We start from the raw sequence: 15,512 nt of genomic DNA, 5'->3' as shown, positions 1-15,512 counted from the left end.
CAGCCGGAATTAGCCGGAAAGCGCCAGGCTTGGCAAGAGCAGGGGCCGGTGACGGCTTCAGGCACCGCGCTCAAACGGAATTCAAGCGACGCCCGTCAGACTTGCAAAGGTATCGCCCTGAATCTGGCTCCCGCTTTCGAGGGATGCTCAACGCGATAGGAAAGCTGCCACATTCGTCGTGCGCAGCATCGTGCGGGTAACGCCGCCGAACAGAAGCTGGCGCAGCCAGGAGTGACTGTAGGCGCCGAGCACCAGAAGGTCGGCGCCGGATTCGGCGATCCTGGCCTGAATCATGTCATCGACCGAAGTGCCGCCGGATTTCTGCACGCAGACGCTGACATTGGCGCCGTGACGCGACAAGGCCGCTGCAATCTCGGCGCCGGCCGCTTCCGGAGATTCATCCAGCGTCTCCGGGGGATCGATGACGAGAATGTCCGTCTTGTCGGCCTCGGCGATGAAGGGCAGGGCATCGAAGGCTGCGCGAGCGGCCTCCTTGCTGCCATTCCAGGCGAGCAGCACGCGTCTGAAGGTGGTGATCAGAGGCCCGGCATGGGGCACGACCAGCACCGGCCGGCCGGCATCATAGACCAGTGTGTCGACGTCGGCGCTCGGGTCGCCACCGGTGTCACGCTGCGCGGCGATGATCAGATCGGCGGCGCGCACGCTCGTTATGCCGGTCAGCGCGCTGTCGCCGGAGAAGCTTTCCAGGCTTCGCCATTCGAAGGACAGGCCGGATTCCTCGACCCGCTTCAGGAAATAGGCCTGCAGCTTGTCGGCGCGCTCCTTGTTCATCTCGGCCGAGACCTGCAGGAATTCGGTGTCCGGGAAGCCGGTGGCCGACGTGTAGGGAACGGGCAACGCCTCGGCATGGATGCCGACGAGATGGCTCTCGAACCTTTCGGCAAGCGGAAGGGCGCAATCGAGAACGCGCTCGGCGTCCTGCTCGTTCTGCAAAATGGCGACGATTGTCTTGAAGCGCATGACAGGTCCCTCAATTGCTTGCGCTACGTGCGTGCGCGGCAAAGGGAACGCCTCAACGGGTTGACTGGTTCCCGCCTAACGCCGGTCAGCCCGCCTTGGCGAAGCCCGCCACCATCGCCTCGACATCCTTGCGCGCGGCCTCGAGCGCTTCCTCGCTGCGGGCGCGGACGACGAGCTCGGTCCAGAACTTGCCGTCGCCATATTTGGGATAGGAGCCGATGATGGTGTCGGGATGCGCCTTCTGGATCTCGGCCAGCGGCCCGCCGATCAGGCCTTCGCCAAAGGGGCAATGCACCGTGGCCGACAGCATTTTCGTGCCGGCCTTGAGCATCGGCACGACATTGTCGAGCATGGCCTGGAAGATCGACGGTACGCCGGCCATGACATGGACATTGCCGATGCGGAAGCCCGGCGCGACGGAGACGGGATTGTCGATAAGGTCGGCGCCGCGCGGCATGCGCGCCATGCGCTTGCGCGCTTCGGTGAATTCGATGCCGCGCCCGGCATAGCTCGCCTCGAGCAGGGCGTAAGCCTTGGCGTCATACTCGCAGGGCACGCCGAAAGCCTTGGCGATCGAGTCGGCGGTGATGTCGTCATGCGTGGGGCCGATGCCGCCGGTGGTGAAGACGTAGGTATAACGGGCGCGCACGGCATTCACCGCCGCAACGATCTCGTCTTCCTCGTCGGGGACGATGCGCACTTCCTTCAGGTCGATGCCGATCGCCGTCATGATGTCGGCGAGATGGCCGATATTCTTGTCCTTGGTGCGGCCGGAGAGGATTTCGTCGCCGATGACGAGCATGGCGGCGGTGACGATTTCAGGCATGGCGGACTCCGGCGCAAAAGCTCGCCTGAGATAACGCGGCCTGAGGCCCGCCGCAATGCGAAAGCCGGATGCGCGCTTGTGGCGGCGGCTGCTGCGGATATGGTGCGGTCGGTCGGGAGCAGATGAAACCATGCTGATATCGATTGTCCTGTGGCTGCTCGCGGGCTTGCTCGCCGCGGCCGGCCTTGTCCTGCTCGTCCTGATGCTCGCAACATGGCGGATCGCGGTGAGGGCTGAAAGGCTGGTGCCGGCGTGCGGAAAATTCGTCGAGATCGACGGCAACCGCATCCATTTCGTGGAAGAAGGCGAGGGTAGGCCGATCGTTTTCCTGCATGGGTTGGGCGCCCAACTCCACCATTTCCGCCACACGCTGTTCGGACGCTTCGGCGCCGGCTACCGGCTGATCGCGCTCGACCGGCCGGGCTCGGGCTATTCGGTTCGGGCGAGCGGCGCGACCGGCCGATTGCCCGAGCAGGCCGAGATCGTGCGGCGCTTCATCGAGGAACTGCGCCTGGAACGACCTTTGGTCGTCGGCCATTCGCTGGGCGGCGCTGTCGCGCTTGCGCTGGCGACCGAGCATCCGACGGCGATTTCCGGTATCGCGCTGCTGTCGCCGCTGACGCATCTGGAAGCGAGGATACGTCAGCGGTTCGACCTGCTCTATGTTCCATCAGCGCTGCTGCGCCGGATCCTGGCCTATACGACGGCGATACCACTCAGCCTGCGCTACGCGCAGCCGACGCTGAGGTTCATCTTCGCGCCGCAAGCGGTTCCCGCGGACTACATGGTCGCCGGCGGGGGATGGCTCGGCTTGCGCCCGTCCCATTATTTCGCCACGTCCACCGACTTCGTGGCGGTCGAGCAGGATCTTGATCGCATCGAAAAGCGATATGGCGAAATAGCGATGCCGGCAGGCATTCTGTTCGGCAGCGCCGACCGCGTCATCGGCGAAGCCGTCCATGGCGAGCCGATGCTGGACAGGATCCAGGGGCTCGACTTCGAGCGGGTCGAAGGCCTCGGCCATATGCCGCAGTTCGTTGACCCCGAACGGGCCGTCGCCTTCATCCGACGTATCGCTGCCCGCGCCTTCGCAAACGTGAACTGAGTTTCCGCTGTCGGGGATCTGGGTGTTTGGCATTCCGCCAGCTCACGGAGCCGTCACACAAACGTGTCGAATGCGTTGGTTTTTCGTGATTTTCCTGGCGGAACCTTTGCCGCAACCCCGGGTTTCACGCGGGTCGCCGGGCAGGCCTCGGCGATTTAAAGAATGGAGACTCCAATGCTTAGGAAAATCATAGCAGCTTCAGCGCTCGTGCTGGCCATGAGTGGCGCGGCGATGGCGCAGTCATCCGACGACTGGTCGTGGTGGCACGGCCACTCAGCGTCGAGCGAGCGGCCGATCGATCGCACCACCACCGGCAGCATCGCGGGCGGCGACGCTTCCGGCCTCAATACGCTCGGCAATACCGGCCCCGTGGGACCGTGCGCGTCGAGCACGCCCGGACCGGACGCCAATGCCGGCGGTAACGTCAACGACCAGTACTGCGGCAAGTAAGCCTTGAGCGGTTCAGCGTTTGATGGAATCGCTGGTCCGCCCCAACTCTTTGTTTTTACGCAATTTGGACGGAAAACCGCTACGCGCTTTTCCTGGAATTGCTCTGGCACCCCCCAGCGGCCGGCATGAAGGCTCGGGCATCGTCGGCCGCGGGCGCGGGTAAAAATCAGTCCGATACTTCGGTCTGCGGCCGGTCGCGGCCGTCGGCAAGCTCATCGTGCCACTTTCCTTCGGCATCCTCATACTGGATGCCGTCCGTGGTTCCGGCGACCTGCTGCTCGGACGAGGCGATTTCGGCGGCGCGCAGCGCCTCCTGGTGGGTACGGAAAGTCTCGGAAAACGTCGAGCCGACCTTGTAGGCCCAGCCGCCATCATGCTCGACGATCTTGTAAGTCAGCTTCGCCATGAAATCCTCCGGTTAAGAAGCGTGCTCAGTGCAGCTTTCCGTCGAGCAGCCTGTCTTCGGGAACCAGCACTTCCGATTCCCTGGCCGCCTCGATAAGGGCGCGACGTGCGTCCGCTGGTGAACGATACCCTTCCAGCGCTTTGAGGCAAGTGTCGAGAGCATCACGATGCCGCTCGCCGCGATTGAGCGGCCAAACGGTCATCAGGCACTCGGCCGCCTCGCGGGTGCTACTTATATGGCGATATTTGCCGACATGGCCGAGCTCGACCACCACCGGCTTCTCAAAAGGTTTGCTGTCTATCATGGCCGCCAACGTAAAGCGGCCAAATTGGTTGCAGTTGTGGCGAGGATCCTGCGCCCAAACGTCTCAGGTCCCGCTGATTTCCGGTTTCGTTTTGACGCAATTCCGGACGGAAGGCTACGGCGAAGTCGCCGAGCCTAACCGCCTAGCACTTTTCCCCGCAATTGCTCTAGCCGGCGGCCTTCATCCAATGCCGCATCGTCGTCACCGAACGTGCCAGCTGGGGCGCGGGATGGATCTCCTCGCCGAAGGCAGCCGCCGCGCGCCAGCCCCAGCGCGGGTCGGCGAGGAAGGCGCGCGCCAGCGCCACCATGTCGGCCCGACCGCCGGCGACGATCGCCTCGGCCTGGCTCGGATCGTCGATCAGCCCCACGGCGCGCGTCGGAATGCCGGCGCCGTTGCGCACGGCTTCCGCCAGATGCACCTGGTAGCCGGGGCCGGGCGGCACCTGCTGCAGGGGCGAATTGCCGCCGCTGGAGCAGCAGATATAGGCGATGCCCTCGGCCTTCAGCGCCTTGGCCACCTCGATCGCGTCCTGGATGTCGAAACCGCCGTCGACCCATTCCTTCACCGAAAGGCGCGCGCCCAGCATCATGGACGGAGCGGCCTTCTTGACCGCCCTGGCGATTTCGACCGCGAAGCGCATGCGGTTTTCGAGCGACCCGCCCCAGCGGTCTGTCCGCTGGTTGGAGAGCGGCGAGAGGAACTGGAAGATCAGATAGCCATGCGCGGCGTGCAGTTCGGCAAAGTCGAAGCCGGCGCGTTCGGCGCGCACGGCCGACTGCGCAAAACGCGCGATGAGCTCAAGAATCTCCTCATCCTCCAACGAGTGCGGCACATTCCAGCCCGTGTCGTAGGCGATGGCCGAGGCAGAAACCGTCTGCCAGGGATCTTCACCGGGCTGCAGCGGGCCGCCGCCTTCCCAGGGTCTGCGGTTGGAGGCCTTGCGGCCGGCATGGGCAAGCTGGACGCCGAACTTCGTGCCGGGCGCGGCGACGCGCCTGGCGGCGTCGAGCGTGCGCTTGGCGGCCGCCTCATTGTCGTCCGAATAGAGACCGAGGCAGCCATGCGTGATGCGCCCGCGCCGCTCGACATCGGTCATCTCGACGGTGACCATACCGGCGCCCGACATGGCCAAGTTCATCCAGTGATAGAGATGCCAGTCGCTGGCCGAGCCGTCCTCGGCCGAATACTGGCACATGGGGGCGACCGCAATGCGATTGGGGAAGGTGAGGTCGCCGAGGGTGATCGGCTGGAAAAGCGATGACGTCATGAAGCGGGCTCTCCTGGGAAGATACCGCTATCTAGGCAGTCGCGGCGCGTCGCGCCAGACACGAGCCGGTGAAACCGCCGCTGGACCACTCGGTTTCCAGGATTGCGCGGGTCATCTTTCGCCGCTCTATTTTTTTGACGCAATTTCGGACGGAAAACCGCTTCACACTTTTCCTGAAATTGCTCTATCCCTTTGCGGCCAATCGGGAGGTCGTCATGGAAGATCGCGTTCGCATCCGTTCGGAAGAGGTCCTTTCGGACGACTGGGCTGTGCTGAAAAAGACTGTGCTCGACTATCGCCGCCGCGACGGGCAATGGGAGACGCAGATCCGGCAGACCTACGATCGCGGCGACGGCGCGGTGATCCTGCCGTTCGATCCTCGGCGCTCGACCGTGCTCCTGGTGCGGCAGTTCCGCTTCCCGGCTTACGCCGTGGGTCACCGCGAGCCGCTGATCGAGGCCTGCGCCGGCCTGCTCGACGAAAACGATCCCGAAACCGCCATCCGCAAGGAAGCGGAAGAGGAGCTGGGCTACCATCTGAAGGATGTCGAGCGGCTGTTCGCGCCGTTCATGAGCCCGGGCAGCGTGACGGAGCGGCTGTGGTTCTTCACCGCGCGCTATTCGCCGGCCGACCGCATTTCCGACGGCGGCGGCGCGCCGGAGGAGGGCGAGGACATCGAGGTTCTGGAAATACCACTGGACGAGGCGCTGGCCGGCATCGCCGACGGCCGCATCGTCGACGCCAAGACGATCATCCTGCTCCAGCACCTGAAGCTCAACCCGATCAAGGCTTGAGCCTGTCTTCGGCTTCGATGCTTCAGCGTTGGTGGCCTGCCACCCGAAGCTCCTCCTACACCCGCGCGGCTACCCAAGAGGGGGACTGACCCACATGCGTCCCTCATTGGGGTAGAGTGGGCAAAGGACGCCGGCCCGGCGGTCCTGGGGAGTTCCGCCGCAACATTCAACCTAGCTAAAGTAGCTCCGCAGAATATGGTGTTATCGCGCAGTCCGAATTCTATGTTAACAACCGCTTAACGGCCTTGTCATGCTGAGGCGGCGACGGGCACGCGCTTAGATTGAACCTTTCTCCCGCCCGCCCACTTCTCCAAAGCCGTCTACAAATTTGCCTCAAACAGGACAGGCGCGCCGGAGCTAACGGGTCTCCGTAGCGGAAGTCCCTGATGAGGTGGTGCGCAGTCTCACTCCCCTATCAGCTCTTATCGTCTCTCCAAGGAAGGCTGAACTGCAGACTAAGGCTTCTTGGAGGTCCTATATTCGGATTCCCATGGGAGAACATCGACGTCAGGCTTAAAACCCGAAGCAATGTATTCGTCGCGCGAAATGTAATCGCCCTTTGATCCGTCAATCACACAGATAAATGGCGGGACGCCCGGCATCGATAAATGCCAACCCACTTCGGCGCTGTGCTCTTCATAATCCAAGAATTTCATTACGCGTGATCGGGGTCGCCATCTGTTCTGATGATAAAAGGCCTGACGCCCTGTCAGGAGGTTCGGGCCGGACCAGCCCCTGGCCTGCATTGGGATTTGCTGAAAATCATCTACTGCCATGAGTGCCGCGGCGCCGGCCGCGACGATCGGAACCTGCAGTTCACGAATCATGCCGTCACGCCGGAGCGGCGGAAGGGCTGGACGCCGTGCCCATAGGCGGCCCGACAGCCGCCGTTTGGGTGTGCGGCCATGTGACTGCCGGGCCTAGCCGGGTCAGCCCCGGCAGCAGGTAGGGGTATCAACATATCAGCGTCTGCTAAAGTAACTATTTCGGAGGATGCTCAATTGCGCGATGGAGAGCTTACGAGCGCCAGGTAGGTAGCGGCCCGACAGTTCCGCTGTGTTGGGGTAGCGTTTGATTGAACCGCCGGGCCTAGCCCACTCCCGGGGTAGGGGAGTCGGCCTGAGGTTGGCATATCAGCGGCAGCTAAAGTACTCGACCTGCGAATGGAGGATGGCTAAGGGCGTTCCTTGGCCTTGCGAATAAGTCGCGGCTTATGCATCATCCGCCGCATGCGCGACGACGACTTGATCGAACGGCCGGGCCGCGGCTGGACGCCCTGGAAGGATGGCCAAGGCGAGGTCGAGATCGACAAGATTTGGTGGGGACGGCAGCACGATGGTCGGGATCGAGCATTGGGGCTTTCGTCGTGAGAAATGGTGCATGCGGCAGAAGCCGGCCGACTGGGAACCTTTGCCCGAGGTCTACCGGCTCGAGCGAGAGCGGGCGCAGCAGGAAGCGCTCGATCGGGTCCGCATTGCTGCGCAGGCGCGAATGCTTGCCCAAATCCAGGCCACAGGGAAGCGCCACAGCGCGCAGGACGCCGAGCCGGTGTAGGACAGCGGCGAGAGGGAACGCGCGCTGGCGGGCTCGCTAATCGTAGATGATCTGGCTGCGCTGTCCGTCGAAGGTATAGAAACTGATATGACGCCGATCTCGGTCGAACTCGCAGGTGCCGATTGATCGCCCTGGAGCACGCAGTTTGTTACGCGTCTCGAACTCGATCGTCACACTCGGCGGATCTCCATGCTGTGTCGACTTGATGAGGCGGTATTTCAGCGCTCCATAATGACGGGGGAGCACGAACACGCGCAGGAAGCTTGTGCAGCGGGCTATAGGGGTCTTGGCCGGCTCTGAGTGGGCTGGGGAAAGCATCAACGCATAAGCACACAGAGCGGCCATATGTCGATATGTCCGACCGACCAACATCATGACGCAACCCAACAGGAACACGATCGCGCCGGCCGCTTGGACGAGGAGCGGGCCGCCGATCTGAGGGTATCCGCGCGATAGTTCATTCATCAGCCAAAAATAGCCGAGTCCACTGACGATTGGCCCGCAGATGAACATGAAGGCACCTACGCGGCCTCATAAGTGAATTTCGATTTTCACGGGCGCCCTCACGTCTATCCGGAATACCGCGCCCACAGGCAGTAGCTGATGAACAGCAAGATCGCCCATCCTACCCAGCGTCTTCCTGGCGACCTCGGCGCCGTTTCGGACACCGTCTCGACACTGGCGAGCGCCGCGACCTGCGGCGATGCCGCTTCGGCCTTGCGGCTTCTGCTCTTGCGTGACGTATGCGAGATCCCCGTGCCGGGGATGCCGACCGTTGTCGTGCGCCCCGACGTTCCGACTGTTGTTTTGAATCCGCGCGGCCCGGCTGTGACGCTGACACCCCTCTTGCCAACATTCAGCCGGACACCCGGCACAAGCCGGATTGACTTACGAAAACGCCACCCCATGACGTCGCCCCCTTTCTTAACAGGTCAGATAATCCCGTTCCCTAAGACGGGTTGATGCCAGACGCTCTGAGCTTCGCACCAAGACTGGCGCGAGTGGCGCACGCTGCTTTGTCACCTGCCACGCATTTTTTGTTGGCGTCAGACCAGTCCAACATACCCGTGTTGATCCAGCTCCCGGGTGCACGCGCGATCCCGTATGGCGTCGGCGATTTGCCGGCGGCTTCCGCAGCGGCAGCGGCGGCTCCCTGGCCATGCGGCGCCCGTTTCCATCCGTTTAGGATGAGGCAGTTTTTCATGTATTGATCTTCGCGAGCCAAGTTGCCGAGGGCATTGCCTATTCCGGTTCCCGCAACAAAGCCCGGCGATCCGATAGCAAGATAGCCCTGGTCTACAGAGCCCTTTTGCATCTCGCATTGAGCATGGGCGACGTCGAAACTCGGCCCATATCCAATCTGTACGTAATCGGCTTGATTGCTTGTCTGACAGCCGCACAGCGCGGCAGTAGCACAAAGTGCCATCAACCCCTTTACTCTCATACCCCCAGCCCTCCCACGGCTTAGGGTTAAACATCTCTTAAAGCGAATATTTCTGCAAGAGGAAGCGCTACTTTCGGTAAACCCGGCCAGCTTTGCACAGTGGAATATCCAGGCAGATATATGTGGCTATTACTTTCGGAAGCTGCGGCAGCTCACACCTTCCTCAGCCTCACGCCGGCGCCGCCGCCGTTCTCGGGAATGAATTCGACACCGGCTGCTTCCAGGGCTCGGCGCATGTCTTCAAGCGTTCGATCATAGGGAGCGCGCTTGCCAGCCTCGAAGTTAGCAATGGTGGCCTTCGCGACTTTGGACGCCGCGGCGAGCTGATCTTGAGACCAGCCGATAAGCGCTCGACCAGCCCGGCACTGCGCAGGCGAAACTGACAATTTGATGCAACCTTATATCAAAAATGTTGACTGTTATTATCGTGTAGTCTTATACCATTAGTGCAACGTTCTTACAACTTGGAGCAACACGATGCCGAACACCCATGTTCCGGCAGCCGGCGGAGCTATGCCCGCTGACCGGATAGTTGATCCTCGGCCGCTTTTCTGGCCGCGTCCTGCTTGTGCAGCGGAGGTTGTCATGACCTACGCCGCCATTGCGCTTCTGCTGGCCGCAGCGAGCCTCCGTACGCGCCTAGGACGCGCAAGCCTCGCCTTGTGGCTCCTGAAGGCCTCCAACGCCCTGCACGCCGCTGGTGCCCGTGCAATCGACAATCTGGAGGCCGACCTCAATGGATGACCTCCAACTCACCAAGAAGGGCGAGGCCTACGTCGCTGCGCAAATCGCTCAGCCTGAGCGTTCAGCCGAAACCGACCTCTTGACGCTCCAGATAGACCGCAGCAGCCGGAAGGCGCTGTCACTCTCGATCGCCGCGCTTATCGATATGCTCGACGACTTGTCGCCGGATCCAGACATCGAGGACGGCGCCGACCTTGAACCTTCGCTCGGTTGGTCTGCGGACGGTGTGATGGGCTCATGCGACGATCTGGAAGGCCCGCGGGACGATCTAGAGCCCGACAGTGACACCGAACCCAACGGCGACGAGCGCGACGCCTCTGCGACCCCTAGCTGGGCAAAGGGCGGGCATTGGTGCGAGGACGTTGAGGAAGAGAACGAGCACGGCGGGGATATCCTCGACGAGCCGCATGACGGGCGGGACGACGACGAGCCGTGGCTGGGCTGGAGCAATCCCGATTCCGGAGCCGGCACGGCGGCAATGGTCGACGTCGAGGACAGCCCGGATTACGGCTGCGGCGGCTTCACTGGCGAAGGTGTCGACATGGCGAGGCAAATGCTCCGCAACGGCCGTTGCAGGCGTCCAGAGCCGTCCCTGACCATCGTAGGGCCGGTGGTCACGGTGCCGGGCTATACCGGGCCGTTATCACAGGCCGATGTCGGCAGGGCGGACGGTCGCACGCGCTATTGGGAGGCGAAGGGGTTCTGAAAACTTCCCAGGGGTATTTGGCCCGGCTGCTCAGGTGGCCGGGCTTTTTCTTGCCAAAGAAGATTTGGTGCACTCGGCAGGGCTCGAACCTTCATCTGCCCGGGAGGGTCCCGCTCTGTCCTGACTTGAGCTACGAGCGCTGTTTTTGGCAGCCTAAGAGGACAGGGCCCGTTCGATCAATTTGGAGGTTTGGGGGCACCGGCACATCCATTGGAAGTAGGTGAGTTTGCTCCGCAATTGACTAGGACGCTGCGGCTTCCGGGCCTTTTCTATTGCCCCACCAAACTAAAGTCCGTGATTGCGCAGGTGGAGATATTCATCTCGCCTGTTGCGTAGCCCACATTGTAGCCGCCAAAGCCATTCTTCGCTCGATACTCCATGAGCACGGTCCGGCGTCCGTTCTTGGGCTCGGAGGTCTTTGTCTCGACGTGCTTGAAGGAGTCTGGATCACGAAGCCGCTCAGTGACCATACGAACAAGCTCACGGCTCGATCCGTCCCAGGCACTAAAGCACTGCAGGCCATTATCCGGCTTTTTCACAGCCACGTCGTCGACGGCCTGACGATGATCGGACGTCGAACAAGCCTTCAGGAGCGCATACGCTATCAACCCCGTGATGATCCAAGCAATTAGCTTTTGGGCCTTCCCACCGTCGGCCTTGTTCGAAGCTGCAACTCGCGGACGATCGGGCGAAGGCTGATCTGCTACCCCATAGCGATCCCGCAGCTTGTCACGCGCAGCCTCAAATTCGCTCTGGTCGACATCGCCCCGTGCTCTCATGGCCGCAAGTTCGGCCATTGCCTCGCTATACTTTGGATTTGTGCCCATTGCCTTCCCCTGGCAACAGTATTCAGCACAGTCCGCTGAAAAGCAAATATCTCGGGCTGATGTTGAGGTAGAGAGGACGCCGGGTCTCTCAAATTGGCTCTGCGGCGCCGCCCTCCGGAAGGGTTCTTCATATCTTTGGCTACCCGTACGGCTACCCACATCCAGATTTTCCGGGGTAGCCTGCCGTAACGGTATAATTCGAATAAATGAACAATTTCAACATGGTGCGGACGACGGGAATCGAACCCGTACGATCAGAGATCGAGGGATTTTAAGTCCCTTGCGTCTACCAATTCCGCCACGTCCGCGCGCCGCAATTTCAAGCACTTAAGGCGATTCCGGTCTAGCCCTTTGGGTGGATTTGGCACCGTTTTGGCACCGAATGCCCTTCATTGCTGTTCCACGCCCGTTCTCATCGCAGCTTCAATCGCCGCTGCTGCGCCTTCGTCCGACTTCTTGAACAAATGGGCGTAGACCGACAGCGTGACCATGGGCGAGGCATGCCCTAGCCGGCGGCTAATTGCAACCACGTCGAGGCCACCAGCGCGCCAAGCGCTTCTCGCCGGCCCAGTTCAGCAACGGGCTGATCTTCCGCCGTTGGTCCGCCCGGTGAGGGATCGATACGGCTTGGCGGGCAGCCCGACCGGGACGAGGGTGAGCGAACATGGGCGGGTCATCTATCCGCGTGCTTGAGAGAGAGGATCCCGCGATGGATATCCGAGTGGTTATTCCACCTTTGCCGAGCCCCGACCGAGACATCGTCGGCGCCATCATCGATTTGGACGGCTTCGACATACACCATCGCCTGCATCTGTCGCGCCGACGCCGACGCGTCGCTCTACGGCTTCACGCTCGAAGAGAGCAACGAGCCGGAAGCGAATTTCAACCAGGTCGATTTGGACGACTTCATTGATCACGATCCCTTTCATCACCACGACCGCGCGGTCCGGCAAGGTCGAATACATCGGCGGCAAGCGCTACACCCGGTTGACCATCGTCCCGAGGGTGAAGGCGCCTTGACCATCGCGGCAATGGCGCTGCTGGGATGAAGCCCGGAAACGTGTTGCAGGATCACTCAGGCGGGCTGTAGCAGTCCAATTACCATGGAACCTTCACTCCTATCGCGGCGGTGCTTATTCAGCTGCCTCAAGCGTGCGATGGCCAGGGGAGCCAGGACGGCGAACGAGAACGCGAGATAGGCGAAAACCGACAGGCCGCATATGGCACTTGGCAGATAGCAAGACTCCATGATGAATTCCTCTTCAGGTTGGTTTTGTCGGTGACCTAGTTCATCACCGTTCGGTAAAGTCGTGGAGCGTGATCTGGATACCGTTGCCGCTCGCGAAGTCAGTCGCTTGCGTCCAGCTAGATTCTATTCCGGCCAACAAGCGCCCGTCATTGGCAAGCCGGTCCCAGACGAAGAACGCAGCGACAGCGGCGACGATCAGAAGGATCGGTCGCATGGAACTCTCCCTCAAAGCTCCTCGTACGCTGATGGAATTATGCTCCCGTCGGCGCCATAATACAAGAAACTGCTAATATTAGGCTGGCGTGGACGGGGACGACCACCGCAACCGAGATATCCCGGTTCCCAACAGTTCTGCGTTCGCCCCTAGCGATAGAGCTGAGCTTCGTCGCGCAGGAAATTGTCCAGCGTTCCTGATCCCCCGCGGCCGGTAATGTCGACGAGTTCGACGAAGACAGACCCTCCGTTGTTGGCGCCCGAGACAGGCTGGGTGATGAAGAAGCTGGCAAAGGCTTCGACAGGAAGGTTGGTGCTGTTGCCATTGAGATTGTTGCCTGCCGCCTGCAGTGCGTTGCAGTTGAGGATTGCTCCGTAGAGCAGCCGTCGATCAACGGTCGTAACCGGTGCAAGGCAGGCATTTGGCGGAGTTCCGACCTCGCCCCCATTGGAAGCGTGTCCAACGAGGTTGTTTGCAATCTCGTATTTGTAGACCTGGTATCGGGTCGGCTTTGTCGTATTCCAGGAAGATGGGTAGGTAATGCTTTGGAAATTGGTGCTCCAGTAGCCGGACAGATTCCAGTTTCCATCGCCCATGCGCCCGCCCATATACGGCGTGGTTGCGTCGTTGGGCAGGCCCATGTTGCCCGTCGCGTTGAACGTGAGCTTATTGTAGGCGGGGCACTGGTTGCCTTTGCCGCTAGTCGATGCGCCCATGCGGACGTTGGTGGCCGGCCCATACTCGGCGCTGTTGAAGTGATTGCCGTTGGGGCTGATGCCGAAGCGAACATTGAAGGCATCTTGCACCGGGCCATTGTTCTGGCCGGTCTTTGTGTCGACGCCTTGTGCCGAATAGCAGCCGATCGGCCTTGATGTCGCGATCGTCTGCGCCAATGCCTGGGCGCCATTGCCAACGCCATCGGGCGGCGCCAGGAAACCGAAATTGCCCGGGCCGTATGCGGCGTTGTTCCCCACCATGCGCAGTTCGATCAGGCGGCGATGGACAGCCGGATCCGATACGGCCTGTTCGAGGGTCGCGCCGCCCGCGCTATTGGTGCCGTTCACCATCTCGTAGGGATTGCACATGAAGACCGGCGTGTAGTTGCAGACGCCCGAGGTGAAGCCAGCAACAGACACGCCGCCGACCGTCAAACTGTTGTTAGCTGAGTTGCCCGAGACGATCGATATGGGGAAGAGCGCGGTGAAGCTTTCGGGTTGCGCCTTAACCTGGATGAAGCGTGTTACGACGGCCGACGCCGCGTAGTTGGCCGATGTAATCGGCGAGGAGTCGTTCGCCGGGATACTCCCAAGGAAGCACCACGATACCTGCCCTTTCGATCGGCACGCGGCATAAGTGGGGTCTACGGTGACGCTTCCGTTTCCGGTGGTCAGCGGCACCGTTCCGCCATCGGAGAAACGCGTGCTGTTGGCCACGAGGTTTGTCAGAGCGTTCTCCGCTCGCGTCCATGCATCCGATCTACCGTTCAGCTCTGCAGCGGCCGCCAAGGCGAGCGCGTCGGTGCCTTTCTGCAGATCGTTGTGCAGGTTGTTGACCCTGCTCGCGTCAATCGCCAGCAAGGAAAAGCCGATGATTGCTGGCAGCATCACGGATAACAAGATCAGCGCGACGCCGCGTTGATCCTTCCAAAACGCACGAATCCCCCGAAACATCGCAGCCACCCCCTTGCCCCTGTGCCGCTGACATTCCTCGCAATTTTAGGATAAGCTTATATTTTGGACCTTAGCAAGAGGGTCTTACGGACCTTTGTGCCACATGACATGCGACTGTCGAAAGAATTCGCAGGGGGCGACGGTCGGATGGCCTGCTGGATCTGTGCTGCCTACCGTGACGGTCGGAACCTCCAGTTCACGAGCCATGCGACGACGCCAGAGCAGCGGAAGGGCTGGACGCCCTGCCCATGGGCGGCCGATGACGCCCTGATAGTTTGGAACCCGATGGCGCGCTAAAACCAGCATGCTGATTCGCGCTGCTCCACATCCCTGCGATGTCCACCGGGGTCGCCGAGCAGTGCGGCATTCGCATTCTCAAGCCCGACCAACATTACGCCGCCGGCCAGCCAGAAATCCCGTTGAGCATGGCGCCAAGGCGGAGTGCGCCGCCGCAGACCATCATTTCGAAGATGTAATATTAGCGATGTTTAAAATGCCAGATTCCGCAAACCGATCTCATTAGCCTTTGTCTGCGAGCATCGGGCCGGCTTTGGTGCCGGAACCATGCGTGGGGCAGGTTGGATCAGAGGGCTGCGGGAGGCGGAGGCGCATCAGTTGCGCAGCGAGATCGATCGGCTCGAGCGGGGGCTGATCGAGACAGCCAATTCGAACGCAAGATGTAACCTGCACGAGGTTGCGCATACGCTGCGCTGGCAAAAAGCGCGACTTCGGCTGCTGGAGGAGTGCCTGGCCGCGATGCCGGCGGGAAAGCCGGCCTCGAACCGACCCTGACCAACCGGTTGCAGCCTCGTCGGCGAAGCGTATCCGCCATGTCCGGTTCCGGCGAGGCAGGTAATTGGAAAGTGGCGCGATCGCGGAATTACGATCCTCCGTGGGATCGATAGGGTTCGTTGCGCGGCGGATCGACCCGCCGAGGCCGGCGTCTATCAGGCCCCTACCCATTCCCC

Annotated in this window: 19 protein-coding genes and 1 tRNA gene; 8 read left to right on the top strand and 12 right to left on the bottom strand. The window is 61.5% G+C overall.

Annotated features, from left to right (window positions below; genetic code table 11):
• Positions 1-147: 147 nt before the first annotated feature.
• Entirely contained in the window at positions 148-981 is an 834-nt protein-coding gene (locus CK230_RS00095) for a universal stress protein (RefSeq protein WP_095815196.1), read from the bottom strand.
• 85 nt (positions 982-1,066) lie between these two features.
• Positions 1,067-1,807 (bottom strand): competence/damage-inducible protein A, encoded by a 741-nt coding sequence (locus CK230_RS00090; protein WP_095815195.1) that lies wholly within the window; start codon positions 1,805-1,807, stop codon positions 1,067-1,069.
• Positions 1,808-1,937: 130 nt separating this feature from the next.
• On the opposite strand from CK230_RS00090, the gene CK230_RS00085 reads away from it, so the two are divergent.
• Both CK230_RS00085 and CK230_RS00080 read left to right on the top strand, forming a co-directional pair.
• The gene (locus CK230_RS00085) at positions 1,938-2,912 is read left to right on the top strand and encodes an alpha/beta hydrolase (RefSeq protein ID WP_095815194.1); all 975 of its coding nucleotides are present in this window, start codon (positions 1,938-1,940) and stop codon (positions 2,910-2,912) included.
• A 174-nt stretch (positions 2,913-3,086) separates the two neighbouring features.
• Positions 3,087-3,362 carry a hypothetical protein gene (locus CK230_RS00080; RefSeq protein WP_095815193.1) on the top strand — a complete coding sequence of 92 codons (276 nt, stop codon included), beginning with the start codon at positions 3,087-3,089 and terminating at the stop codon, positions 3,360-3,362.
• Between the two features lie 166 nt (positions 3,363-3,528).
• Here the strand turns inward: CK230_RS00080 and CK230_RS00075 are convergent, their stop codons facing one another.
• The 3 genes from CK230_RS00075 to CK230_RS00065 all read right to left on the bottom strand — a co-directional run bounded on the left by CK230_RS00075 (position 3,529) and on the right by CK230_RS00065 (position 5,342).
• A complete protein-coding gene (locus tag CK230_RS00075) occupies positions 3,529-3,768 on the bottom strand; it encodes a DUF2188 domain-containing protein (RefSeq protein WP_042644408.1) in 240 nt (79 codons plus the stop codon).
• 25 nt (positions 3,769-3,793) lie between these two features.
• The gene (locus CK230_RS00070) at positions 3,794-4,072 is read right to left on the bottom strand and encodes a DUF982 domain-containing protein (RefSeq protein ID WP_095815192.1); all 279 of its coding nucleotides are present in this window, start codon (positions 4,070-4,072) and stop codon (positions 3,794-3,796) included.
• Positions 4,073-4,238: 166 nt separating this feature from the next.
• Entirely contained in the window at positions 4,239-5,342 is a 1,104-nt protein-coding gene (locus tag CK230_RS00065; protein ID WP_095815191.1) for an NADH:flavin oxidoreductase/NADH oxidase, read from the bottom strand.
• A gap of 215 nt (positions 5,343-5,557) precedes the next feature.
• Between CK230_RS00065 and CK230_RS00060 the strand changes: the two genes are divergently transcribed.
• Positions 5,558-6,136, top strand: coding sequence for an NUDIX domain-containing protein (locus tag CK230_RS00060; RefSeq protein ID WP_095815790.1), 579 nt, complete (start codon positions 5,558-5,560; stop codon positions 6,134-6,136).
• Positions 6,137-6,591: 455 nt separating this feature from the next.
• On the opposite strand, the gene CK230_RS00055 is transcribed toward CK230_RS00060, so the two are convergent.
• Positions 6,592-6,963, bottom strand: a complete 372-nt coding sequence (locus tag CK230_RS00055) for a hypothetical protein (RefSeq protein WP_095815190.1) — start codon at positions 6,961-6,963, stop codon at positions 6,592-6,594.
• Positions 6,964-7,471: 508 nt separating this feature from the next.
• Between CK230_RS00055 and CK230_RS32235 the strand changes: the two genes are divergently transcribed.
• A complete protein-coding gene (locus CK230_RS32235) occupies positions 7,472-7,690 on the top strand; it encodes a hypothetical protein (RefSeq protein ID WP_141245964.1) in 219 nt (72 codons plus the stop codon).
• 36 nt (positions 7,691-7,726) lie between these two features.
• Here the strand turns inward: CK230_RS32235 and CK230_RS00050 are convergent, their stop codons facing one another.
• Entirely contained in the window at positions 7,727-8,203 is a 477-nt protein-coding gene (locus tag CK230_RS00050; RefSeq protein WP_095815189.1) for a hypothetical protein, read from the bottom strand.
• Between the two features lie 90 nt (positions 8,204-8,293).
• On the opposite strand from CK230_RS00050, the gene CK230_RS33470 reads away from it, so the two are divergent.
• Complete coding sequence (locus CK230_RS33470) at positions 8,294-8,653, top strand: hypothetical protein (protein WP_245429770.1); 360 nt, start codon at positions 8,294-8,296, stop codon at positions 8,651-8,653.
• A 633-nt stretch (positions 8,654-9,286) separates the two neighbouring features.
• Here the strand turns inward: CK230_RS33470 and CK230_RS00040 are convergent.
• Positions 9,287-9,520, bottom strand: a complete 234-nt coding sequence (locus CK230_RS00040) for a helix-turn-helix transcriptional regulator (RefSeq protein ID WP_095815187.1) — start codon at positions 9,518-9,520, stop codon at positions 9,287-9,289.
• Between the two features lie 199 nt (positions 9,521-9,719).
• Between CK230_RS00040 and CK230_RS32970 the strand changes: the two genes are divergently transcribed.
• On the top strand, positions 9,720-9,878 hold the full coding sequence (locus tag CK230_RS32970; RefSeq protein ID WP_176479970.1) for a hypothetical protein: 159 nt from the start codon (positions 9,720-9,722) through the stop codon (positions 9,876-9,878).
• Positions 9,871-10,584 carry a hypothetical protein gene (locus CK230_RS00035; RefSeq protein ID WP_095815186.1) on the top strand — a complete coding sequence of 238 codons (714 nt, stop codon included), beginning with the start codon at positions 9,871-9,873 and terminating at the stop codon, positions 10,582-10,584. Before CK230_RS32970 ends, CK230_RS00035 begins: the two co-directional genes overlap by 8 nt.
• A 269-nt stretch (positions 10,585-10,853) precedes the next feature.
• On the opposite strand, the gene CK230_RS00025 is transcribed toward CK230_RS00035, so the two are convergent.
• The 4 genes from CK230_RS00025 to CK230_RS00015 form a co-directional block, all read right to left on the bottom strand.
• The gene (locus CK230_RS00025) at positions 10,854-11,411 is read right to left on the bottom strand and encodes an SHOCT domain-containing protein (RefSeq protein ID WP_141245963.1); all 558 of its coding nucleotides are present in this window, start codon (positions 11,409-11,411) and stop codon (positions 10,854-10,856) included.
• A gap of 222 nt (positions 11,412-11,633) precedes the next feature.
• Positions 11,634-11,719, bottom strand: a tRNA-Leu gene (locus CK230_RS00020).
• A gap of 984 nt (positions 11,720-12,703) precedes the next feature.
• Positions 12,704-12,874: a hypothetical protein gene (locus tag CK230_RS32965; protein WP_176479969.1), complete on the bottom strand. Its 171-nt coding sequence runs from the start codon at positions 12,872-12,874 to the stop codon at positions 12,704-12,706.
• Positions 12,875-13,023: 149 nt separating this feature from the next.
• Positions 13,024-14,544: a pilus assembly protein TadG-related protein gene (locus CK230_RS00015; RefSeq protein WP_095815789.1), complete on the bottom strand. Its 1,521-nt coding sequence runs from the start codon at positions 14,542-14,544 to the stop codon at positions 13,024-13,026.
• Positions 14,545-15,159: 615 nt separating this feature from the next.
• Here CK230_RS00015 and CK230_RS00005 point away from each other — a divergent pair.
• Positions 15,160-15,336, top strand: a complete 177-nt coding sequence (locus CK230_RS00005; RefSeq protein ID WP_245429769.1) for a hypothetical protein — start codon at positions 15,160-15,162, stop codon at positions 15,334-15,336.
• Positions 15,337-15,512 lie beyond the last annotated feature (176 nt).

The organism is Mesorhizobium sp. WSM3859 (assembly GCF_002295065.1).
Lineage (GTDB): Bacteria > Pseudomonadota > Alphaproteobacteria > Rhizobiales > Rhizobiaceae > Mesorhizobium.
Note: the sequence above shows the minus strand (reverse complement) of the source record. Positions and strands in the feature narration are given on the sequence as shown.

Bases quoted from the DNA above. Each gene is read 5' to 3' on its own strand.
- CK230_RS32235 (WP_141245964.1), top strand. From the start codon at position 7,472: ATGGTCGGGATCGAGCATTGGGGCTTTCGTCGTGAGAAATGGTGCATG.
- CK230_RS00090 (WP_095815195.1), bottom strand. From the start codon at position 1,807: ATGCCTGAAATCGTCACCGCCGCCATGCTCGTCATCGGCGACGAAATC.
- CK230_RS00080 (WP_095815193.1), top strand. From the start codon at position 3,087: ATGCTTAGGAAAATCATAGCAGCTTCAGCGCTCGTGCTGGCCATGAGT.
- CK230_RS00095 (WP_095815196.1), bottom strand. From the start codon at position 981: ATGCGCTTCAAGACAATCGTCGCCATTTTGCAGAACGAGCAGGACGCC.
- CK230_RS00015 (WP_095815789.1), bottom strand. From the start codon at position 14,544: ATGTTTCGGGGGATTCGTGCGTTTTGGAAGGATCAACGCGGCGTCGCG.
- CK230_RS00035 (WP_095815186.1), top strand. From the start codon at position 9,871: ATGGATGACCTCCAACTCACCAAGAAGGGCGAGGCCTACGTCGCTGCG.
- CK230_RS33470 (WP_245429770.1), top strand. From the start codon at position 8,294: ATGAACAGCAAGATCGCCCATCCTACCCAGCGTCTTCCTGGCGACCTC.
- CK230_RS32970 (WP_176479970.1), top strand. From the start codon at position 9,720: ATGACCTACGCCGCCATTGCGCTTCTGCTGGCCGCAGCGAGCCTCCGT.
- CK230_RS00070 (WP_095815192.1), bottom strand. From the start codon at position 4,072: ATGATAGACAGCAAACCTTTTGAGAAGCCGGTGGTGGTCGAGCTCGGC.
- CK230_RS00025 (WP_141245963.1), bottom strand. From the start codon at position 11,411: ATGGGCACAAATCCAAAGTATAGCGAGGCAATGGCCGAACTTGCGGCC.
- CK230_RS00065 (WP_095815191.1), bottom strand. From the start codon at position 5,342: ATGACGTCATCGCTTTTCCAGCCGATCACCCTCGGCGACCTCACCTTC.
- CK230_RS00075 (WP_042644408.1), bottom strand. From the start codon at position 3,768: ATGGCGAAGCTGACTTACAAGATCGTCGAGCATGATGGCGGCTGGGCC.
- CK230_RS00050 (WP_095815189.1), bottom strand. From the start codon at position 8,203: ATGTTCATCTGCGGGCCAATCGTCAGTGGACTCGGCTATTTTTGGCTG.
- CK230_RS32965 (WP_176479969.1), bottom strand. From the start codon at position 12,874: ATGCGACCGATCCTTCTGATCGTCGCCGCTGTCGCTGCGTTCTTCGTC.
- CK230_RS00055 (WP_095815190.1), bottom strand. From the start codon at position 6,963: ATGATTCGTGAACTGCAGGTTCCGATCGTCGCGGCCGGCGCCGCGGCA.
- CK230_RS00085 (WP_095815194.1), top strand. From the start codon at position 1,938: ATGCTGATATCGATTGTCCTGTGGCTGCTCGCGGGCTTGCTCGCCGCG.
- CK230_RS00060 (WP_095815790.1), top strand. From the start codon at position 5,558: ATGGAAGATCGCGTTCGCATCCGTTCGGAAGAGGTCCTTTCGGACGAC.